Below are 22,004 nucleotides of genomic sequence, written 5' to 3' on the forward strand. Positions count from 1 at the left end.
TAATGAAAAGTGTGACTTTAAAAGAGCTAAGCCTGTTATTAGACGGCGTTGTTCAGGGCGATGAAACGTTAGTGATCAACAGCGTTGCGACACTTGAACATGCCAAATCTGGTCAAATCTCTTTTTTAGCCAACAGCAAATACCGTGCTCAGCTTGAGTCAACTCAAGCGAGTGCGGTGTTATTGTCGGCTAAAGACGCGCAGGACTACTCAGGCACTGCGTTAGTCGTAAAAGATCCCTATGTAGGGTTTGCCCGTGTGGCACAGTTTTTAGATACTACGCCCAAAGCGGCTGTGGGTATCCATCCTTCGGCACAAATCGATCCATCAGCCCAGTTAGGCGAAGGGGTGGCAATTGGTGCCAATGTGGTGATTGGCGCGAATGTGATCCTCGGCCAAAACGTGCAAATTGGTGCAGGCTCTGTGATTGGTCAAGACTCCATCGTAGGCTCTAACACCCGTCTGTGGGCCAATGTGACCCTCTACCATAATGTCCATTTAGGCCAAGATTGTATTATTCATTCTGGTGCCATTATTGGTTCTGACGGTTTTGGTTATGCTAATGAGCGTGGTCAGTGGGTTAAGATACCGCAAACTGGTGGTGTCCGTATCGGTGATCGCGTTGAAATCGGTGCGAATTCAACCATCGACCGCGGTGCTTTAGGTCATACCGAGATCCACAACGGTGTGATCATCGACAACCAAGTACAGGTTGCCCATAACGATATTATTGGTGAAAATACCGCGATCGCTGGCAGCACGACCATTGCTGGCAGTGTCACTATTGGTAAACACTGTATTATTGGTGGTAACTGCGCAATTGCAGGCCACTTGAGCATTGCCGACGGTGTCCATCTTTCTGGCGCGACAAACATTACAGGTAACATGCGTGAACCTGGTTTGTATTCTTCTGCGACAGTGGCAATGGAAAACAAAGTGTGGCGCAAAAATACAGTTCGCTTCCGTCAATTGGATGAACTGTTCCAACGCGTGAAAACGTTGGAAAAGAATTCAAATACACCAGAGTAATTGCCCCAAGGCAATTTTGAGGAACTAGGTTCGTGTCTAATCAAATGAACACTATGGATATTACGGAGATCCTTAAGTATCTACCCCATAGATATCCATTTTTATTAATCGATCGCGTTTTGGATTTCACCCCAGGTGAGAGTCTCCATGCGATTAAAAACGTGACGATTAATGAGCCCTTTTTCCAGGGGCATTTCCCTGTTCAGCCTGTTATGCCAGGCGTGCTGATTTTAGAAGCTATGGCACAGGCCACTGGATTGCTCGCATTTAAAACAATGAGCGATGACGTGCCGCCTCCAGGTGTGTTGTACTATTTTGCTGGTATCGATAACGCGCGTTTTAGACGTGTGGTTGAACCCGGCGACCAAATCCATTTTGAAGTCAAAATGATTAAAGAGCGCCGCGGGATTGGCGTTTTCTATGGTGAGGCCAAAGTGGATGGTGAAGTGGTTTGTTCCGCTGAAATCATGTGTGCCCGCAGAGAGATTAATCAGTGATAGATACATTAGCGTTTGTGCATCCCGATGCAAAAATTGGTAAAAACGTCACCATAGGTCCATGGAGTTATGTGGGCGCGGGTGTCGAGATTGGTGATGATTGTTGGTTAAGTTCCCACGTAGTGGTGAAGGGCCCAACCATTATCGGTAAAGGCAACCGTATTTTCCAATTCGCCTCCGTGGGTGAAGAATGCCAAGACAAGAAATACGCTGGCGAGCCGACTCGACTCATTATTGGCGATAACAACGTTATCCGTGAGCATGTGACCATTCACCGTGGTACGGTTCAAGACAATAGTGAAACCCGTATTGGCTCAAACAACCTGTTTATGAACTACGTGCATATCGCCCATGACTGTGTGGTTGGTAATAACGTGATTATGGCTAACAATGCCTCTATCGCGGGCCATGTGCATGTGGGTGACTGGGCGATTCTCGGAGGTATGACTGGCGTTCACCAGTTTGTGCATATCGGGGCCCATGCCTTTACTGCGGGTTGTTCGTTACTGCTACAGGATGTGCCACCCTTTGTGATGGCGGCGGGACAACCTGCCATTCCCCGTGGCTTAAACAGCGAAGGTATGAAACGCCGTGGTTTCTCAAAGGAGAGCCAATTAGCGGTGCGTCGTGCCTATAAAACCTTATATCGCAGCAGTTTAACTGTTGACGAAGCGGTTGAAGCGCTTGCCGAGGATGCGCAGAACGATGAACAAGTTAAGTCGTTCATTGAGTTTGTTAAATCATCGGGTCGCGGCATTATTCGTTAAGAGTCTTAGACTCTACACTATGCCATTCATAGGCACTGCTCGTAATATTCTGCTTTAGATAATGCCATGGCAGAGATGCGCTGCGGTGCCATTCACTTGTCAGATATGATTGGTTTATGAGCAAAAAATCTCAATTAGTGTTTGCAATGGTCGCCGGAGAACTCTCCGGCGATATTTTAGGTGCAGGTTTAATGGCTGCACTGCAAAAAACACACCCCAACGCCCGTTTTGTCGGTATTGGTGGACCTCGTATGGAAGCCTTAGGCTTCGAATCCCTGTTCGCGATGGAAGAATTAGCCGTGATGGGGATCGTCGAAGTGCTATCACGCTTACCGCGATTACTCCATGTGCGATCATCCCTGATTAAGTCCATCACCGAACTTAAGCCCGATTGCTTTATCGGTATCGATGCACCGGATTTTAATATCGGTCTCGAGCTTAAGTTAAAGGCGCAGGGGATTAAAACCGTTCATTATGTGAGCCCTTCGGTATGGGCATGGCGCCCTAAGCGTATTTTTAAAATCGCTAAGGCCACCAATATGGTGTTGTCGTTATTACCCTTTGAGAAAGCTTTTTATGATAAGCATCAGGTGCCTTGCACCTTTGTTGGCCATACCTTGGCAGACGATATTCCGTTAGAGAGTGATAAGGCAAGTGCTCGTCAGTTGCTTGAGCTCGATCCTGAAGCTGAATACCTCGCCATTTTACCCGGCTCCCGTGGCGGTGAGTTAAAGCAATTGGCCGAGCCGTTTGTTAAGGCGGCATTGCTTATTAAACAACAATTTCCTGATATTCGCTTTGTGACGCCTTTAGTGAATCAAAAGCGCCGTGAGCAGTTTGAGCAAGCGTTAAAAGACTATGCACCGGATCTGGAAATCCATATGGTGGAAGGCAAATCACGCGAAGTGATGGCCGCCGCCGATGGCATTTTGCTAGCCTCGGGCACGGCAACGCTTGAGGCCATGCTGATCAAACGTCCTATGGTGGTGGCGTATCGCGTGAGTCCAATGACCTACCGTATTGCTAAGCGTATGATGCAGGTGAAGCGTTTCTCCTTGCCGAATCTGTTAGCGGGGCGAGATGTCGTGCCAGAGCTTATCCAGCACGATTGCACGCCGGAGAAGATTGCCGCTGCGGTTGGCGTTGAGCTGAACCGCGACTTTGCGCCAATCAAAGCTGAGTTTGAGCGTTTGCACCAAATGCTGCGCTGCGATGCCAGCCAAAAAGCGGCTGAGGCGGTGTTAGCACTGGTCGATGCTAAGGATGTGAACTAATGGCGGTATTTAAGATGTTGACCGACGCCGATATGGCCATCTTCTCAACAGGTTTAGTAGCGGGCGTGGATGAAGTCGGCCGTGGCCCGCTTGTTGGCGATGTTGTCACCGCTGCGGTTATCCTCGATCCCAATCGTCCTATTGCTGGCTTAAATGACTCTAAAAAACTCACCGAGAAGCGCCGCGAGGCCTTGTTCGATGAGATTTGTGAAAAAGCTTTAAGCTATCATGTGGGGCGGGCAACACCTTCGGAAATCGATGAGCTGAATATCCTCCATGCCACAATGCTGGCGATGCAGCGCGCGGTTGCAGGGCTTGCTCGTGCGCCCGAGTTAGTTTTAGTCGATGGTAATCGTAGTCCGGCGTTTACGCACCAAGGGCTGTCTTTGACCAGTCATAGCATAGTCAAAGGTGATGGCCTGATTGCCAGTATCAGTGCGGCGTCGATTATTGCCAAAGTGACCCGCGATCGGGAGATGGATGCCCTCGATGCCGCTTATCCCCAGTATGGGTTTGCTAAGCATAAGGGGTATCCGACTAAGGCGCATTTTGACGCCATCGCCGAGCACGGCGTGTTCGACCAATATCGTAAAAGTTTCAAACCCGTCAAGGCATTACTGGAGCGATAACATCGATTGGGTGTTTTCACTTCAGCTTGAGAGCAAAGTCACTAGCCCAAGGGCTGTGACTTTGTTAGTCTGCTTTTTTAGTGATTGTTAACCTGCTATTCAAAGATAATTCTAATTATGTCCGATCCTCGTTTTGTGCATCTTCGTGTCCACAGTGACTTCTCTATGTCCGATGGTGTGGCTAAGGTCAAACCCATCCTCGCTCAAGTTGAGGCGAAGGGCATGGCTGCGGTGGCCTTAACGGATCAAAACAACCTCTGTGGTCTGGTCAAGTTTTATGGTGGCTGCCATGGGGCGGGGATCAAGCCGATTATCGGCGCGGACTTTTGGATGCAAGTGCCGGGTTTTGATGGCGAGTTTTGCGCCTTAACCATTATTGCGATGAATAATGATGGCTATCAAAATCTCACTCAAATTATCAGCCAAGCCTATTTACGTGGCCATGTTCAAGGGCGCGTGGTGATTGACCAAGAATGGCTTGTCACCTACAACGAAGGCATTTTGCTGCTATCTGGCGGTCGGGAAGGGGACGTCGGTAAGGCACTGCTTAAGGGCAACAATACCCAAGTCGAGTCCTTATGCGAGTTTTATCAGCAGCATTTTGAAGGGCGTTATTACCTCGAGTTATTGCGCACGGGGCGCACCGATGAGGAGCGTTACCTACACATGGCGGTGGGACTGGCGCAGGAAAAGGGCATCCCAGTGGTGGCCACCAATCAGGTAGTGTTTTTAAAACCCGAAGACTTCGAGGCCCATGAGATCCGCGTTGCTATTCACGATGGTTTTACGCTCGCCGATCCTCGCCGTCCTAAAAAGTACAGCGAGCAGCAGTACCTTCGTAGCGAAGAGGAAATGTGCGAGCTGTTTGCTGACATTCCTGCCGCGCTCGAAAATACCGTTGAAATCGCCAAGCGCTGCAACGTTACCATTCGCTTATACGAATACTTCTTACCGAACTTCCCCACCGGCGATATGTCGATTGAGGATTATCTGGTTGATTGCTCTAAGAAGGGGCTTGAAGAGCGTTTAGAGTTCCTATTCCCCGATCCACAAGTGCGCGCCGAGCGCCGCGGTGAATATGACGATCGTCTCGATGTGGAGCTTAAGGTTATCAACCAGATGGGCTTCCCCGGTTACTTCCTTATCGTAATGGAGTTTATCCAGTGGGGTAAGGATAACGGCATTCCCGTGGGGCCGGGTCGTGGCTCGGGCGCGGGCTCGCTTGTGGCCTATGCCCTTAAGATTACCGACTTAGACCCCCTCGAATTTGACCTACTGTTCGAACGCTTCTTGAACCCAGAGCGGGTATCTATGCCCGACTTCGACGTCGACTTCTGTATGGATAGACGCGATGAGGTGATTGACCACGTGGCCGAACTCTACGGCCGTGAGGCGGTATCGCAGATCATTACTTTCGGTACCATGGCGGCCAAGGCGGTTATCCGCGACGTGGGCCGTGTACTCGGTCATCCCTATGGCTTTGTGGACCGCATTTCTAAGCTTATTCCGCCAGAGCCTGGCATGACACTCGCTAAGGCCTTTGAAGTGGAACCTGCGCTGCAGGAGTCCTACGATGCCGATGAGGATGTGAAAGATCTTATCGACATGTGTCGTAAACTCGAGGGGGTGACCCGTAACGCCGGTAAGCACGCGGGGGGCGTGGTGATTGCGCCCACCAAGATCACCGACTTCTCGCCGCTTTACTGCGACGCCGAAGGTAAAAACCCGGTAACCCAGTTCGATAAGAACGACGTGGAAACCGCCGGCTTAGTCAAATTCGACTTCTTAGGGTTAAGAACCCTCACCATCGTCGACTGGGCGCTGGAGATGATCAACAAGGTGGAGGTTAAAAACGGCCGCCCACCAGTGCGGATTGAGGCGATTCCCCTAGACGACCCGGCTTCGTTCCGCTTGCTGCAACGCTATGAAACCACTGCGGTATTCCAGCTCGAATCCCGTGGTATGAAGGATTTGATTAAGCGTCTGCAACCCGACTGCTTCGAAGATATGATCGCACTGGTGGCACTGTTCCGCCCGGGGCCTCTGCAATCGGGCATGGTGGATAACTTTATCGAGCGTAAGCATGGTCGTGAAGAGGTGTCTTACCCTGATTCTCAATACCAGCATGAATCCTTGAAGGAGCTGTTGTCGCCCACCTACGGCATTATTTTGTACCAAGAGCAGGTGATGCAGATTGCGCAGGTGCTATCGGGTTATACCTTAGGCGGCGCGGACATGCTGCGCCGCGCTATGGGTAAGAAAAAGCCCGAGGAGATGGCCAAACAGCGCGGTACCTTTAAAGAAGGGGCGATTAAGAACGGCGTCGATGGCGAGTTGGCGATGAAGATCTTCGACTTAGTGGAAAAGTTTGCGGGCTACGGCTTTAACAAATCCCACTCCGCTGCGTACGCGCTCGTGTCCTATCAAACCCTGTGGCTCAAGACTCACTTCCCGTCGCAGTTTATGGCGGCGGTAATGTCCGCCGATATGGACAACACAGACAAAATTGTCACTCTAGTGGATGAATGTGAGCGCATGGGACTGACCATTATCCCGCCGGATGTGAACAAAGGTCTGTTTAAGTTTACCGTCGATGATGATCTACGCATCGTTTACGGCATCGGCGCCATCAAAGGTGTGGGTGAGGGGCCGGTTGAGTCGATTCTTGAGGCGCGTAAGGACGGTCCCTTTAAAGATTTATTCGACTTTTGCGCCCGTATCGATCTTAAAAAACTTAACAAACGGGTGATTGAAAAGCTTATCTGCGCGGGTGCCTTAGATGCGCTTGGGCCACACCGCGCCTCTATGATGGCCACCTTGCCTGAGGCGATAAGCGCCGCCGATCAGCATGCGAAGGCCGAGGCCATTGGTCAGCATGATATGTTTGGTTTGCTTAACAGTGACCCTGAGGACAGCAAGCAACAGTTTGTCGAATGCACTCCGTGGCCCGATAAAATTTGGCTCGAAGGGGAGCGTGAGACCTTAGGTCTATATTTAACTGGTCACCCGATTAATCAATACCTTAAAGAGCTTAAGCATTACACTTCTGGACGCTTAAAGGACGTGCATCCAACCGATCGCGGCAAAACCGTGAAGGCGGCAGGCCTTGTGGTTGCAACTCGGGTGATGCTCACTAAGCGTGGCTCGAAAATGGGCCTGCTGACGCTAGATGACAAGAGTGCGCGCCTCGAAGTGATGCTCTTTACCGAAGCCTTTGAGAAGTTTAACCATCTACTTGAGAAGGACAGGATCCTGATCTGTGAAGGTGAAGTCAGCTTCGATGATTTTGCCGGTGGCAACCGCATGACGGCGCGCAATATTATCGATATCAGCGAGGCGCGCAGCCACTTTGCCAGCGCCTTAGAAATCGATTTAGACGCCTCGCAGTTAAATCCAAGCGTCCTCGAAAGTATCGAGCAATCGATAAGCCCGTGGCGCAATGGTGCCGTACCTGTGGTGATTAACTACAGTCAAGCGCAGGCCAAAGGCCAATTTAGGTTAGCGGAACATTGGCGAGTCAATCCCAGTGATGAGTTGGTGTTTGCCCTTGAGAGCCTGCTTGGGCCAAATAAGGTGCGGATCCTGTTCCCCTAATTGATAACCTGACAAAGACTTGGGGTTGGCAGGGGATAATTGAGCATCTGCGAGTGATGGATTTTATAGGGTGAGTGCAATGGCGGCAGTGGAACTGAGTGCCCATATAGCGCGATTTTTAGCGAGCTTACCGCTGCAAGCGGGGAGCAAGTTAGTCCTCGCTTACAGTGGCGGCGTCGATTCTGAAGTGCTCGCCTACGGTTTGAGTGAATTCGCCAAACATCACCCCGAGTTATATTATCAACTGATTTATGTGCACCATGGCCTGAGCCCTAATGCCGATGCTTGGGCTGAGCACTGCCAAACGCGTGCCGCCAGCTATGGTTTGCTAATCACGGTCGAGCGGGTGCAACTGACCCTAGGGCCGAGAGTGAGTGTTGAAGCTGAGGCGCGAAAAATGCGTTATCAGGCGATATTGCAGCACCTTAAGCCTCAGGATGTGCTGCTGACCGCCCACCATGAAGATGACCAACTCGAGACGATTCTCCTCGCCCTCAAACGCGGTCAGGGCCCCAAAGGATTAGCCGCCATGGGGCAAATTCAAATGCTCTCACTCGGCGAGAAGGGGGCTTGCCTGCAAGCGCGTCCCTTACTCGATATTAGCCGTGAGCAGATTGAAGCTTTCGCCCAAACGCAGCAGTTAGTGCATATCGAAGATGAAAGTAATCAAGACGATAAATACGATCGTAACTTTTTACGCCTCGAGATTATCCCACGCCTAAAAGCACGTTGGCCCAGTATTGCCACCACCGCAAGCCGCAGCGCCCAGCTTTGCGCCGAGCAGCAGGCCATAGTGGATGACGAGGTGAGTGAGCGTTTACCTAAGCTGTTAACCGAGGCGCTCTTTACCCAGCAAACCGTGCTTAAGCTTGATGCGCTCTCTACGCAAACCAGCGAATGGCAAGGATTACTGCTGCGGGGCTTTATCGAATCCCAAGGCTTTGCATTGCCTTCCTATGTGCAGCTACAGCAAATTCTGCAGCAGTTAATGGGGGCAAAAGAGGATGCCAAAGTGCAGCTCCTGATTGGTGACTGCGTGCTGCGCCGCTTTGCCGGCACGCTTTATCTGGATACGCTAAACACTGCATCCACCGCGCCGCGAATCACGGCGCGCGAACTGCATCAAGAAATTCTGGCTTTACTGACTCAAGCATCAACAATGGTTGAAGATAAAATTGCGCCATTTACCTTAGCGACCATGGGGCCTCGGCTGCGATTACCCAATGCGGATGAGGTGGTGAGCCTGCGTTATCAGTTGCCGGGACAATTTCGCTGTCAGCCGCATTTTCGCGATAAGGGACGAGAGCTTAAAAAACTCTGGCAAGAATGCGCAGTGCCGCCATGGTTACGTGCTGAGGTGGGGTTCTTGTTCTATAACGAGCGTTTAGTGATGGCGCTGGGACTCTGGGTCGAAAAGGCATTTTGTGCCCAAGGGGATGACGTCGGGCTTAAGTTTGATGGGCAGGCTATCGGATAGCAAAGTCTATTTGCCATGCTTTATCGCCAGTGAGCAGCATCCATGCTCGATTAAGACAGTTGGGTTGGGCTTAACTTGTAGCAATTACGGCCCGAGGCTTTGGCTTGATACAAGGTTTTATCTGCTTGCTCATAGAGTTGTTCAGCTTCCATGGTATCGCTCGCCTCAGCGGCTCCCAAGCTACTGCTTACGCCAAATTGATGGAAACTCGCATGGGCATTGGTCGCAGTGACGATACGTTCGCACAGTAAGCCCGCCGCATGAATATTACCTTGCACTATCACCACAAACTCGTCGCCCCCAATACGGAAGGCCTGATCGGTACTGCGAATACTGCTGCGGATAATGTCTCCAAACTCCTTCAAAATATAATCACCGCATTTGTGACCATATCTATCGTTAAGCTGCTTAAAATTATCCAAATCCAATACGATAAGTGACACAGCGCCCTGCTTTCTTTGGGCTCTGGCCACTGCATTTTTCAAACTTTGAGTGTAATAGTGACGATTACCAAGGCCGGTGAGGGAATCGAACATCGCCTGCATCGACATCTCTTGATACTGCATGGCATTTAATAATGGCTGCAGCAGCAAGGGCTCAATCTCTTGCAGGATAATGGTTTGCGAAGGCGTGAGCGGCGTCAGCAGTTGATACTGCAGTGTCAGTGGGGTGCCGCCACAGATGATCTGTCGTTTTAGACTGATCCCATAACGTTTGCCCCAACTTAATTTTTGTTGTTCGGCTTGCAGGCGAACACCTTGGACGGGCAGATGTTGTCCTAGCACTTTGCCGTAGCAGGCAAAGACTGTCCGCGGATCTAAGCTCGCGTGCAGCTGCTGGATCACTTGCACTAAATCCAGTGGCGTAGATGCAGGAGTGTATGCCTCTGTTTGATAGTTATATTCATCAGGATATAAGGTTGTCGCTAAGCCAAAGTCCATTATGATTACCCCAGCAAATGAAATGGCGATTGGAACTCTTCCCGTTATTAAGCAATATGTGTGCCGTGTTGTTTGCGAATAAAATTTGTCTTTGTATGTCACTCAGTTAAGCTTAAAGCACACTTCCATATTTTTGACACGCCAGTTATTTGACAGGAGTTATCTCGCCTATGGAGCATGGTTTCTTAATCCAGATATTGCTGATGCTAGTGATTGCGATCGTCGCGATTGCCTTGCTGCGGCGTATCGGCTTGCCGGCGATTTTGGCGTATTTATTAACCGGAGTGGTGAGTGGCCCCAGTGGGTTCCATTGGTTTACCCAGCAGCAAATGCAGTCCGTCGCCGAGCTTGGGGTTGTGCTCTTGATGTTTACACTGGGACTCGAGTTTTCGGTCCCTCGGCTGTGGGCCATGCGCAGAACCGTATTTGGATTAGGTAGCGCGCAGGTGGTGGTGACCACAGTGTTGACTATGCTGATTGCCTTAGCCTGTGGCTTGAATGGCGTAGAATCCCTCGTCATCGGCGCGGCGATTGCACTTTCTTCCACCGCGATTGTACTCAAGCTGCTTAACGAGCAGGGCTGGCTAAGGCGCCGCCATGGTGAGCTGTCGGTCAGTGTGTTGTTATTTCAGGATTTAGCCGTCGTTCCTCTACTTATTTTACTGCCATTGCTTGGGCAGAATGATGAGCCCTTGATGTTAGCGGCAATCGCCTTGGCGCTGCTGAAGGGGATTCTTGCTTTCTTCTTGCTGATGGCCTTAGGTAAATGGGCTTTACCTCGACTGTTTGATGAGGTGGCAAGATCCCGCTCCAATGAACTCTTTGTACTCTCTACGCTCGTTGTGGCCTTAGTCACGGGGGCTTTTACCCAGTGGTTAGGTTTATCTATGGCACTAGGGGCCTTTATGGCGGGAATGCTACTTGGCGAGAGCCAGTACCGCCGCCAGCTTGAGGCGGATATTCGGCCGTTTCGCGATTTACTCATGGGGCTGTTTTTTATCTCCATCGGTATGATGCTGGATTTCGCACTCGTTATTCAATTTTGGTGGCAGATTTTACTTATTCTGCTGGCGGTAGTCGTTGGCAAGGCGCTGATTATCCATGGCTTATTGCGACTGGTTGGAGAGCCTTTTCGGATTGCTATCAGCACGGCCTTGAGTTTGGCGCAGGTCGGTGAGTTCAGTTTTGTAGTGTTAGCCCTTGCGGTAAGTTATGGGCTATTGAGTAACGAGACCAGCACTATGTTGGTGATGGTCGCGGTATTGTCTATGAGTATTGCCCCTTGGTTGGTGCGCCATAGCGTGGATATTGCCAAGTGGCTATTGGGGATCCGCCAGTCCGGGCATGTGGATGAAGTGGTGCCGATTATTACCGACGATCACGATCTGGTGCTGATTTTAGGTTACGGCCGTGTTGGCCAAACCATAGCCCGGTTTTTAAAGACAGAAGCCGTGCCCTATTTAGTGCTCGATCTTGACCCCACTCGGGTGTCCGAGGCGCGCCGTGCGGGGGAGCCGATTTATTTTGGCGATGTGTGCAAGCGGGCGATCCTTAAGCAAGTGGGGATTAAACACGCCAAAATGATCGTGATCACCTTCTGTGAGACCCGCAGTTTAGAAGAAGCCTTACCCCTGTGTAAGCAGTTGGCGCCAGACGCCAAAATTCTGGTCAGAACCCGCGATGACAGTGAGTTGGATATGCTGCAAAAGGCGGGGGCGAATCAGGTGATCCCTGAATCCCTCGAGGGCAGTTTGATGTTGGTCTCGCAGGTGTTGCATCAATGTGGTGTGCCGCTGGCGCGGATCCTCAAGCGACTGGAGTCGGAGCGGCGCAATCATTATCAGTTTTTACACGGTTTCTTTTCGGGTACCGAAACGGACTTTACCTTAGAGTCGCTTCATGCCGTGTTGTTACACCGCGGCGCGGATGCCGTGGGCAAGCAAGTTGCCGATATTGATTGGGAATTGCTTCGGGTTGAGTTAAGAGCCATCCGCCGCAGCGGCGCGGAAGTTGAACATCCTGAGCAGGATTGGGTCTTTCGCGCCGGTGATATTTTACTGATTGTCGGTAAGCCCAGAAGGCTCGAGAAAGCCGAGGCCAAGCTATTACATGGATAGCTTGGGTTACATAGCGAGTGACTCATGGCTTACAAAAGCAGCCGCAATCCTAACTTTTAGATGTGCTCGTCGAGCACATTGGGTTAACCATTAGCTATCCGCTTATTCTACCAAGTGTTTTTACCCACAGAGGTGCTGTACTAGCCAATACCAATTGCAATGATTCGTTACGTTATAAAATTGTTGCCTAACTGTGATGGTGATATTCTCGCAGCCAAATTATCTTGGGCGTATGGTCCCGACAATGGCAAGGAGCGTGAATATTGAAAACGGTATTAAAACGAATTGGACTTGGCACACTTGCCATAGTGCTGTTGCTCGGGGCGCTCGCCGCCCATGAATGGTTTGCGAAAAAGCCTTTTTTCTTCCGTGCATTTTTAGATAGAAGCATGGTCAAAATGGCATTCGAAAGCCCAGAGACCTTAACCTCCTTGGGATTTTTAGAATCTGTTGGCATCACTGGTCATAATGCCTTGCTCGATGATGATAGCCCTGCGGCCATGGATAAAACCTTTACCCAAGTCCGTGCCTTAAGGGATACCTTACTCAGCTACCAAGATACCGATCTGGATGATAATCAGCGCATTTCGAAGGACATCGCACTGTATCTGGCGGATTTTGCCTTGGCCTCTGAATCCTACCGTTACCACAATTACCCTGTAAATCAGCTGTTTGGTGTGCAAAATGGTTATCCAAGCTTTATGCAGGCTCAGCACCAAGTTCACTCGGTTGAAGATGCCGAAAACTACCTATCACGCTTAATTGCGGTGAAGACTAAATTTGGCCAAACCCTAGAAGGATTAAAGCTTCGAGAGGCTAAGGGCATTATTCCGCCTAAGTTTGTGATTGAGCGGGTGCTAACCGAGATGAATGACTTCATCAATGCGCCCGTCGAAGACAATATTCTCTATAGCTCCTTTAAGACTAAGCTCGCCGACACGCAAATCAGTGCCGATGAGCAGGCGCGTTTGCTGGAGCAGGCAAAAGCCAATATCGAGTCCGACGTTAAACCAGCATATCGACTCTTTATCGATTACTTCACGGCGTTACAAGCCAAAGCGGGCACGGACGATGGCTACTGGGCTTTGCCAAATGGTGATGTGGCCTACGAGCAGTTGCTAAAGTTTTTTACTACCACCAATTACAGCGCCGATGAAATCCATGTCAAGGGATTAGCCGAGGTGAGCCGTATTCAGGACGAAATCATGACGATTTTGGCCGCGCAGGGATACGACACCAGCCAAGGATTTTCGGTGGCAATCGAAGCGCTGGCCGCCGATCCAAAATTCTATTATGAAGACTCAGATGCGGGCCGAGCGCAGATCTTAGTGGATTACCAAAAAATCCTCGATGAAGTGAATGCGGGCTTAGACAATGCCTTCCGTATTCGCCCGAAAGCGGGAATGGAAGTGGTGCGCATTCCTGAATTTAAAGAGAAAACTGCACCGGGCGCTTATTATCAGCAGCCAGCGATTGACGGTAGTCGTCCGGGACGTTTCTACGCCAACCTGTTCGACATCAAAGCCACGCCTAAATACGGCATGCGTACTTTGGCTTACCATGAGGGGATCCCTGGGCATCACTTCCAAATCGCGGTGGCGATGGAATTGGAAGGACAACCGCTGATCCGCAAGATGGCGCCTTTTACGGCCTATATCGAAGGTTGGGCACTCTATTCTGAACGTTTAGCTTGGGAACTCGGTTTTCAGCAAGATCCCTTCGACAATATAGGTCGCTTACAGGCGGAGCTGTTTCGGGCCGTGCGTCTGGTTGTCGATACAGGAATTCACCACAGTCGCTGGACCCGTGAGCAAGCCATTGACTATATGAAACAAAACACTGGTATGTCCGACCGCGACGTGACTGCAGAAATCGAGCGTTATATCGTTATGCCTGGCCAAGCAACGGCCTATAAGGTAGGCATGATGAAAATTCTCGAGCTGCGGGAAAAAGCCAAACAAGCCCTAGGCGATAAATTCGATTTACGGGATTTTCACGATGTAGTGCTGAAAAATGGTGCCGTTCCCTTAGATATTCTAGAAAAATTAGTTGACCGTTATATCGCCGAAAAACGCAGTCAAGCCTAAGCTTGCGTAAGCTAACGACCCGCAGGTGAGCCTGCGGGTATGTTATCCGGCTCTCGTATGTGAGTCCTATTCTGGCTTTCCCCATTCGGTTTCAATACAATTCTCCCTTACACGTTGATAAATGCCTTAGACAATCATGGTTTATTGTCCGTCGAGGTATTTTTGAGTTTCAAGGTTTTGCAGATGAATCGCTTGTCCCCCCAAGAGCCAATCCAATTGACTCAAACGGCTATTGAGTCCTTATTCACGCCGCCGACACTGATGCGCGCCCGTGATTATGTGATGCAGGGGAGGGTGTTAAGCGCGAAAGCCAATGCCGATTTTCGCCATATCGAAGGCACAGTCACGGGCACGGAAACCACGCCCTATCGTCAGGATATTCGTCTGGTCAGTGTCAATCATAAGCTAGTGATGAATGGCTTTTGTTCCTGCCCCGCCAGCGGCAACTGCAAGCATATGGCCGCGGTGCTCTACAGTCTGCTTACGGACAAAACCGTTGAAGATCAACGTATCGCCCAGTGGTTACACCTACTCGATGAAGCCGATGACCCCAATGTGAATGATGTCGAATCCCTCTACGATGACAGGGTGCTGTATATCCTTTCAAAGGACGATAACGGGGTGTTTATCGAGCTTAGGCGCGGCAAGCTTGGCAAGAAGGGCGGTTACAACAAGGGCACTAAGATTGCGCTCTCGGACGTGCAATATTATATGCCCGCTTGGATTGGCGCCGAGGATGTGCTGATCTTAAATCTTATCATGTCGACCAGACGCCACGGCGCTTCACGCCTGTATCTGAAGGCGCAGTTAGGGGCGGTAGCGATTGAGAAAATGCTCGCCACCGAGCGCTGTTTCTGGGAGGAAAGCCGCCTCGCATTAACCGTGGGCGAGGCCATTACACCGCAATTTCTCTGGCAAGATATCGACAGCGAACACAAGCAAATGCGCCTAGTCTTGCCCGATCGGGATAACTGGGAACTCGTGCCGACAGAGCCGCCTTACTATATCGAGCTGGATTATTTTCACATCGGCGCTATCGATACCGACATTAGCGTCGATAAGCTGCGGCTACTTAGCCAAATGCCGCCCGTGCCGAGCACCCAGGTTGAACTGGTGAGCCATAGATTGATCAAGCATTTTTCGGCGCGCACTGTGCCGCCGCCAAGCGCCATCGATTTTGTCGAGTTGAGGGATAAGTTACAGCTTCGTTTAACGCTTAAGGTTGTCCCCGCAGGCACAATGCCACCTGGCAGTTCTGAGTCAGCAGCAATGGGGACTGGCATCGCCCAGCCGTATCTGGCGCTGGAGTTTGTCTACGGGGATCTCATCTTAAGTGGCAATGCCGCTAAAGAAGCATTAACCCTAGTGACTCAAGGCGGCACCACCTATCAAATTAACCGCGCGCTTGAAGAAGAGCAGCAAGCCGTGTCCAAACTGCAAACCCTTGGCTTTAGCCGCTTTTCCTTGGAGGGCGCTGTAAATGGGGCTTCCCTCTGGAGCTTAGGTCACTTGCCCGATGCGATTCGGGAATGGCTAGCGTTTATCGATGAAGAAGCCCCAAGATTACAAACTCAAGGCATCGAGGTGCGATTTGCCCCAGAGTTTAGCCTTAAGGTGGTCGATACGCCGTTAACGGTTGAGCTGGATGACAGCCAAGAAGGCTGGTTCTCCTTGTCGTTGCATGCCGATATCAATGGTCAACGCTTGCCTATGTTGCCGCTGGTGGCCGCTTGGTTAAAACAACATGGCGAGCCCGCCGATGATGCCGAGTTATTGCTACCTAGTCCCTCTGGCGAATGGCTTAAAATTACAGCCAGTGTTATCAAGCCATTAATGAGCATTATTCAAGAGTTGTTTGAGCAGCATCGCGGCCACAGTATCGCCTTACCTAAGTACCGTGCGCATTTACTCAATGAATTAGCCGAAAGCGAGATTAGTCTGCTCAATGGTGAAAGGGTGCGTCAGCTCGCGACAAAGTTAGCCGAATTTAATGGTGTGGTTGCGGTCAGCGCGCCGACAGGACTGAATGCACAGCTGCGGGCTTATCAGCAGCAGGGCCTAAATTGGCTTTGTTTTTTAAAGGAATATCAACTTGGCGGCATCTTAGCCGACGATATGGGGCTTGGGAAAACCATTCAAACCTTGGCGTTTCTGTTAAAGCAGCAGGAGGCTAAATTAGCAGGGCAACCAAAATTGCCGAGCCTGATTATTTGCCCAACCAGTTTAGTGGGGAACTGGGCGAAGGAGGCGGCCAAGTTTGCGCCATCGTTAACCTTGGCGGTGATCCATGGCGCCCAGCGTGGGCCGCTGTTATCGCGATTAAGCGAGTTTGATATTGTCGTCACTACCTATCCCCTTATGGTGCGGGATTACGATTATTACCAAGCTCAGCCATTTGAGCATATTGTGCTCGATGAGGCACAGCAGATTAAAAACGCCCAAGCCAAAGTGAGCCAGCAAATTAAGGCATTGCAAGCGCCGTTTAGACTCTGCCTTACCGGCACGCCCCTTGAGAATCATTTAGGTGAACTCAAGTCATTGATGGATTTTTGTTTACCGGGACTCTTGGGAACAACGGCCTATTTCAATAAGGCGTTTCGCTATCGGATTGAGCGTTATGGCGATGGAGAGCAGGCGAAGGTGTTGAGCCAACGTATCGCCCCCTTTGTGTTAAGGCGAACCAAGGCCGAGGTGGTGACTGAGCTGCCGCCTAAAACCGAGATCCATCAAACCCTAGAGCTTGAGAAAGATCAGCGTAATCTATACGAAAGTATTCGCCTGAGTATGGAGAAAAAAATTCGAGAATTGTTTGCGACCCAAGGCGTGGCGGGCAGTCATATCGAGTTTTTAGATGCCTTGCTCAAATTGCGCCAAGCCTGCTGCGATCCGCGATTAGTCAAACTCGAACAGGCGCAAAAGGTTAAAAATAATGCCAAGCTAAACTGGCTTAGCCAAAACCTGCCGGAAATGGTACTGGAAGGTCGCAAGATTTTAATCTTCAGCCAATTTACCAGTATGTTGATATTAATTGAGGAATTGCTGCAATCCCTCGACATCGATTACAGCAAACTGACGGGGCAAACACGGCTGCGTCAGGGGCAAATTGATAAGTTCCAAGAAGGTGATACGCCGGTATTTTTAATCAGCTTAAAGGCGGGGGGCACTGGGCTTAATCTCACCGCGGCGGATACGGTTATCCACTACGATCCTTGGTGGAATCCGGCCGCAGAAAAGCAAGCGACGGACAGGGCGCACCGCATTGGCCAAGAAAATCCAGTGTTCGTTTACAAGCTGATTGCCGAAGGCACGGTAGAAGAGAAAATCCAAGAAATGCAGCAGCATAAGCAAGGTTTAGCGGATAGTATTCTCGAAGGAAAAGGCAAAGGCGCGTGGCAAGGCAGCGCCGATGAATTGCTCTCGCTATTCCACTAGCTGAGCCTAAGGGACGTTAACCGACTAATGGTTAACGCATACAGATCACAATAGTACAAGACAGAGGTGACCCATGCAGTACCCAGTCGATACCCATACTCATACCGTGGCATCTACCCATGCCTATAGCACTATCCACGATTATTTGGCGGTGGCGAAGCAAAAGGGGATCCGTCTGTTTGCCACAACCGACCATGGCCCGGCAATGGCGGATGCACCGCATTTTTGGCATTTTGTGAATTTACGTGTGCTCCCGCGTATGGTTGATGGCGTGGGGATTTTGCGCGGCATCGAAGCCAATATTAAAAACCGCGAGGGTGAAATCGATTACTTTGGCGATTATTTGTCGCAGCTCGATATTGTGTTGGCAGGGTTTCATGAACCAGTATTTCCGCCTTCGGATAAGGCCACCCATACCGAGGCGATGATTAACGCTATTAAAAGCGGCAAGGTCGATATTATTACCCACCCGGGTAATCCTGCTTATCCCATTGATATTGAAGCTGTAGTCACTGCTGCCGCCGAATATGGGGTGGCGCTTGAAATCAATAATTCCTCCTTTGAAGTCTCTCGCAAGGGCAGCGAAGCTAACTGCACCGCGATTGCTAAAGCGGCAAAAGAATTGGGGGCCACCTTAGTGATGGGCTCGGATTCCCATGTGGCTTTTAGTCTCGGCGGGTTTGACCGTGCCTTAAGTATCATTGAAGCGGTTGATTATCCGAAAGATAAGCTGCTCAACCGTTCGCCGATGGCACTGCTTAACTTCTTAGCTCAGCGGGGGCATAAAAGCGTGGCCGATTTAATGCCGCTGTTTGGCGACGATATCGCTTGAGGCGCCGACGTTGAGAATGCAAAAGGATATCAAGGCGATGCATGCGCCTAATGGCGAGCCAAAATCAACAGTAACAGTACTGTTAACTGGCGCAGATAGCCAACTCGCTAAGGCTCTATTACGTACGCTTGCCAAGGCGGCAATTAGATTCGATGGCCGCGTCTTTCGTGTGCACGCGCTAAGCCATGCTCAGTTAGATATCACAGATAAACAGAGCGTTGCCGCTGCCTTTGCTCGCTTTAAACCTGAGTGGGTGATCAACTGCGCCGCCTACAATGCGGTCGATAGGGCGGAAACGGCGGCCGATGAGGCTTATCGTGTCAATAGCCTTGGGCCTGAGTTATTGGCAAGCGAATGTGCGCTTACGGGCGCGCGTTTGGTGCATCTCTCCAGCGATTATGTCTTTAGTGGCGAGCCAGTGGAGGCTGCTGCACAGGCATTAAATCAGTGCGGGATAACCAATAGTGGCTTAACTGAAAGCGGCTTAATTGAACGCGGCTTAATTGAAGGCGGCTTAACCGAAAGCGCCACGCCTGCGCCCTTATCTATCTATGGCCGGAGTAAACTCGCGGGGGAGCACGCGGTGCTGCGCATCTTGGCTGAGCGCTCGGTGGTTATTCGCACCGCATGGCTCTACGGTGTCGATGGACATAATTTTGTGAAAACGATGCTGAGGTTGATGGCTACTATACCTGATGCTCAGCCACTTACCGTGATAAACGACCAAATAGGTTCGCCAACATGGGTAGATGCACTTGCGCATCTTATTTGGCAGTTGATAGTGAGTCCGTTAAACGTCGGTTGCGGATCAGGATTATTCCACTATGCCGGGCAGGGGCAATGCAGTTGGTATGAATTTGCCCTCGAAATCCAGCGCCAAGCCTTGGCACTGAAGTTATTAGATAAAGCCGTGCCGATTAGCGGCATAGATAGCTTGAGTTATGCGGCAAAAGCGCTTGATAAAGGCAATAAACTGGCACTAAGACCCTGTTACAGTGCGTTAAATAGCGGTAGAGTACGCCAGTGCTTAACTGGGCAAAATACGGCATTAACCCATAGCCCCGAGCTGTGGCGTGACTGGCGATGGCAGCTTAAGGCTATGCTTGAGGATTATGCCGCGCAAGTTCATTAAGCGTTATCTCTCATAATAAATGGTTGGAGATGAAGCCCTTAGTCTTGGTCTAAGGCAAGTGTTAGCTTCAAGTGGCCTCATCTTACTCCGCCGTTTTCTTTCTTCCCTCTGCGGTGTTTTCAAGGCTGTGAATACGAATGCAGCCTAGGTCATGTCTCTTTTCAGCGTATTCAGCTTGGCTTAGACTCGACTTATTTAGCGTTTATGCCCATGGCGTAAGCCTTGCGCCTGAGTGAATTAGTCTGTGCCTTAGTCGATTTTGCTCGATGTATGATGAATTTGTTCTTAATTATCAATTGCTGCCAGTGGCATAATGCCGAAAAGCAAATCGAATACAGGTGGCTAAGTGACAGATAATACAGCGATGGCAGCGCATTTTTCGAAGGCCGATTTACTGCGGGTGGTGAAGATTGCCCATGCGGCAGGCGACGCCATCATGGCGATTTATGCCCAAGAAGATTTTGCCGTTACGCAAAAGCGTGATGAGAGCCCAGTGACGGCGGCCGATTTGGCGGCTCACAAAGTTATTTTAGCCAAGCTTACCGAGCAATTTGCGGGCATTCCCGTGATGTCGGAAGAAGCGGCTGATATTGCCTGGGATGAACGTCAACACTGGCAGACCTATTGGCTGATTGACCCTTTGGATGGCACTAAGGAATTTATTAAGCGAAATGGTGAGTTTACCGTCAACATTGCGCTTATCCATCAAGGTGTTGCTATTGCTGGTGTGGTTTATGCGCCCGTGCTCAATACTGTCTATTTTGGCGCCAAACACTTAGGCGCTTGGCGACAGGATGGGCAACAAGAGCGAGAGCTACAGGGCTGTAACCCACCAAGACAAGTACCAATTGTTGTCGGCAGTCGTTCGCATCTAAGCCCTGATGTGGCGGAATATTTAAAGGATTTCGGTCAACACGAGATGTTAAGCGTTGGAAGCTCGCTGAAGTTTTGTATGTTGGCTGAGGGCAAGGCCGATCTCTACCCCAGATTAGGGCCTACGAGCGAATGGGACACGGCTGCCGCGCAGGCCGTGCTGGAAAGCGCAGGCGGCAAAGTTGTGTGTTATGACTCAGGTTTACCCTTAACCTACAATCAAAAACCTGACATATTAAACCCTTATTTTATTGCCACGGCGCCAGGCTGGGCAGAATAACGAACAATGCCAAGGGCGTCTGTACTGACGCCTTGGTCGAATAACAGTGGAGTAAGTCATTCATGATACGCATGGGCATCGATTTAGGTGGCACAAAAATAGAACTCGTCGCCTTAAGTGAGGAAGGTAATGAACTTTTTCGTAAGCGTATCAATACCCCTCGGGATTATCAGGGCACCCTGAATGCCATCGTTGATTTAGTGAATGAGGCGGAAGCGACTTTAGGTGAAAAGGGCACGGTTGGCGTGGGGATCCCAGGAGTTATTTCTCCCTATTCAGGATTAGTCAAAAATGCCAACTCGACCTGGATCAACGGTCATCCCCTCGATGTGAATTTAGGTGAGCTGCTCGGCCGCGAAGTGCGGGTTGCTAACGATGCCAACTGTTTTGCGGTATCCGAGGCCGTCGATGGCGCTGCTGCGGGAAAATCTGTGGTGTTTGGGGTGATCATTGGCACGGGCTGCGGCGCAGGTGTGGCCATTAACGGCAAAGTCCACGCGGGCGGTAATGGCATTGGCGGCGAGTGGGGCCATAATCCGCTGCCTTGGATGACCAAGGAGGAGTTTAAACTACCCGTTGTTTCTGCGGTAATCCCGATTGTATCGAAACCTTTATTTCGGGCACTGGCTTTGTTCGCGATTACAACGAGGCCCTAAGCCGTGCGGTGAATGTCCAAGCTGCGCCTGCTAAATCTGGCACTGAGATCATGGCCTTAGTCGATGCGGGGGATGAAATGGCGATCGCGGCCTTTGATCGTTATATGGACAGACTCGCGCGCTCACTCGCCCATGTGATTAATATGCTCGACCCGGATGCGATTGTCCTCGGCGGTGGCATGTCTAATATTGAGGCGATTTATCCAAGATTACCTGCATTATTAACTCGTTATGTTGTGGGAAGAGAGTGTCGAACGCCTGTCGTACAGAACCTTTATGGCTGCTCTTCGGGTGTGCGCGGCGCCGCTTGGTTATGGGAAAAATAACCCAGTAACGTTATGTTTTCCCTCGTGACAACGCATCGCCTTGGCGATGCGTTTTGCTTTCT

At 50.5% G+C, this 22,004-nt stretch carries 14 protein-coding genes and 1 pseudogene; 14 read left to right on the forward strand and 1 reads right to left on the reverse strand.

The genetic code is table 11. The features are described from left to right. The first annotated feature begins 2 nt into the window (after nucleotides 1-2). From lpxD to tilS, 7 genes are all read left to right on the forward strand, one after another. Nucleotides 3-1,028 carry a UDP-3-O-(3-hydroxymyristoyl)glucosamine N-acyltransferase gene (gene lpxD, locus ACUZ8J_RS06990; protein ID WP_446693429.1) on the forward strand — a complete coding sequence of 342 codons (1,026 nt, stop codon included), beginning with the start codon at nucleotides 3-5 and terminating at the stop codon, nucleotides 1,026-1,028. Between the two features lie 32 nt (nucleotides 1,029-1,060). After that, the gene (fabZ, locus tag ACUZ8J_RS06995; RefSeq protein WP_039978282.1) at nucleotides 1,061-1,525 is read left to right on the forward strand and encodes a 3-hydroxyacyl-ACP dehydratase FabZ; all 465 of its coding nucleotides are present in this window, start codon (nucleotides 1,061-1,063) and stop codon (nucleotides 1,523-1,525) included. Continuing rightward, the gene (gene lpxA, locus ACUZ8J_RS07000) at nucleotides 1,522-2,292 is read left to right on the forward strand and encodes an acyl-ACP--UDP-N-acetylglucosamine O-acyltransferase (protein WP_023267394.1); all 771 of its coding nucleotides are present in this window, start codon (nucleotides 1,522-1,524) and stop codon (nucleotides 2,290-2,292) included. Before fabZ ends, lpxA begins: the two co-directional genes overlap by 4 nt. A 116-nt stretch (nucleotides 2,293-2,408) precedes the next feature. Beyond that, nucleotides 2,409-3,566, forward strand: coding sequence for a lipid-A-disaccharide synthase (gene lpxB, locus ACUZ8J_RS07005; RefSeq protein WP_446693430.1), 1,158 nt, complete (start codon nucleotides 2,409-2,411; stop codon nucleotides 3,564-3,566). Further along, on the forward strand, nucleotides 3,566-4,195 hold the full coding sequence (gene rnhB / locus ACUZ8J_RS07010) for a ribonuclease HII (RefSeq protein WP_446693431.1): 630 nt from the start codon (nucleotides 3,566-3,568) through the stop codon (nucleotides 4,193-4,195). The genes lpxB and rnhB overlap by 1 nt, the downstream gene beginning before the upstream one ends. Before the next feature lie 117 nt (nucleotides 4,196-4,312). Continuing rightward, on the forward strand, nucleotides 4,313-7,789 hold the full coding sequence (gene dnaE, locus ACUZ8J_RS07015) for a DNA polymerase III subunit alpha (RefSeq protein ID WP_374922086.1): 3,477 nt from the start codon (nucleotides 4,313-4,315) through the stop codon (nucleotides 7,787-7,789). Between the two features lie 79 nt (nucleotides 7,790-7,868). Further along, complete coding sequence (gene tilS / locus ACUZ8J_RS07020; protein ID WP_446693432.1) at nucleotides 7,869-9,266, forward strand: tRNA lysidine(34) synthetase TilS; 1,398 nt, start codon at nucleotides 7,869-7,871, stop codon at nucleotides 9,264-9,266. A 50-nt stretch (nucleotides 9,267-9,316) separates the two neighbouring features. On the opposite strand, the gene dgcS is transcribed toward tilS, so the two are convergent. Then, a complete protein-coding gene (dgcS, locus tag ACUZ8J_RS07025; protein WP_446693433.1) occupies nucleotides 9,317-10,207 on the reverse strand; it encodes a diguanylate cyclase DgcS in 891 nt (296 codons plus the stop codon). A gap of 170 nt (nucleotides 10,208-10,377) precedes the next feature. Between dgcS and ACUZ8J_RS07030 the strand changes: the two genes are divergently transcribed. The 7 genes and pseudogenes from ACUZ8J_RS07030 to mak all read left to right on the forward strand — a co-directional run bounded on the left by ACUZ8J_RS07030 (nucleotide 10,378) and on the right by mak (nucleotide 21,942). Beyond that, nucleotides 10,378-12,324 (forward strand): monovalent cation:proton antiporter family protein, encoded by a 1,947-nt coding sequence (locus ACUZ8J_RS07030; RefSeq protein WP_109285344.1) that lies wholly within the window; start codon nucleotides 10,378-10,380, stop codon nucleotides 12,322-12,324. A gap of 263 nt (nucleotides 12,325-12,587) precedes the next feature. Then, on the forward strand, nucleotides 12,588-14,411 hold the full coding sequence (locus ACUZ8J_RS07035) for a DUF885 domain-containing protein (RefSeq protein WP_446693434.1): 1,824 nt from the start codon (nucleotides 12,588-12,590) through the stop codon (nucleotides 14,409-14,411). A 183-nt stretch (nucleotides 14,412-14,594) separates the two neighbouring features. After that, nucleotides 14,595-17,843, forward strand: a complete 3,249-nt coding sequence (locus ACUZ8J_RS07040) for a DEAD/DEAH box helicase (protein ID WP_446693435.1) — start codon at nucleotides 14,595-14,597, stop codon at nucleotides 17,841-17,843. A 73-nt stretch (nucleotides 17,844-17,916) separates the two neighbouring features. Next, nucleotides 17,917-18,675, forward strand: coding sequence for a PHP domain-containing protein (locus ACUZ8J_RS07045; protein WP_446693436.1), 759 nt, complete (start codon nucleotides 17,917-17,919; stop codon nucleotides 18,673-18,675). A 37-nt stretch (nucleotides 18,676-18,712) separates the two neighbouring features. After that, entirely contained in the window at nucleotides 18,713-19,807 is a 1,095-nt protein-coding gene (locus ACUZ8J_RS07050) for an SDR family oxidoreductase (protein WP_446694911.1), read from the forward strand. 346 nt (nucleotides 19,808-20,153) lie between these two features. Beyond that, on the forward strand, nucleotides 20,154-20,960 hold the full coding sequence (gene cysQ, locus ACUZ8J_RS07055) for a 3'(2'),5'-bisphosphate nucleotidase CysQ (protein ID WP_446693437.1): 807 nt from the start codon (nucleotides 20,154-20,156) through the stop codon (nucleotides 20,958-20,960). Between the two features lie 62 nt (nucleotides 20,961-21,022). Then, a pseudogene (gene mak, locus ACUZ8J_RS07060) lies at nucleotides 21,023-21,942 on the forward strand (fructokinase). Nucleotides 21,943-22,004 lie beyond the last annotated feature (62 nt).

It is taken from the genome of Shewanella sp. Koi 1, assembly GCF_052907445.1.

What these genes read in the sequence shown, in the direction of transcription:
- lpxD (WP_446693429.1), top strand. Translation starts at nt 3, where the DNA reads ATGAAAAGTGTGACTTTAAAAGAGCTAAGCCTGTTATTAGACGGCGTT.
- lpxB (WP_446693430.1), top strand. Translation starts at nt 2,409, where the DNA reads ATGAGCAAAAAATCTCAATTAGTGTTTGCAATGGTCGCCGGAGAACTC.
- rnhB (WP_446693431.1), top strand. Translation starts at nt 3,566, where the DNA reads ATGGCGGTATTTAAGATGTTGACCGACGCCGATATGGCCATCTTCTCA.
- dnaE (WP_374922086.1), top strand. Translation starts at nt 4,313, where the DNA reads ATGTCCGATCCTCGTTTTGTGCATCTTCGTGTCCACAGTGACTTCTCT.
- tilS (WP_446693432.1), top strand. Translation starts at nt 7,869, where the DNA reads ATGGCGGCAGTGGAACTGAGTGCCCATATAGCGCGATTTTTAGCGAGC.
- dgcS (WP_446693433.1), bottom strand. Translation starts at nt 10,207, where the DNA reads ATGGACTTTGGCTTAGCGACAACCTTATATCCTGATGAATATAACTAT.
- ACUZ8J_RS07030 (WP_109285344.1), top strand. Translation starts at nt 10,378, where the DNA reads ATGGAGCATGGTTTCTTAATCCAGATATTGCTGATGCTAGTGATTGCG.
- ACUZ8J_RS07040 (WP_446693435.1), top strand. Translation starts at nt 14,595, where the DNA reads ATGAATCGCTTGTCCCCCCAAGAGCCAATCCAATTGACTCAAACGGCT.
- ACUZ8J_RS07045 (WP_446693436.1), top strand. Translation starts at nt 17,917, where the DNA reads ATGCAGTACCCAGTCGATACCCATACTCATACCGTGGCATCTACCCAT.
- ACUZ8J_RS07050 (WP_446694911.1), top strand. Translation starts at nt 18,713, where the DNA reads ATGCATGCGCCTAATGGCGAGCCAAAATCAACAGTAACAGTACTGTTA.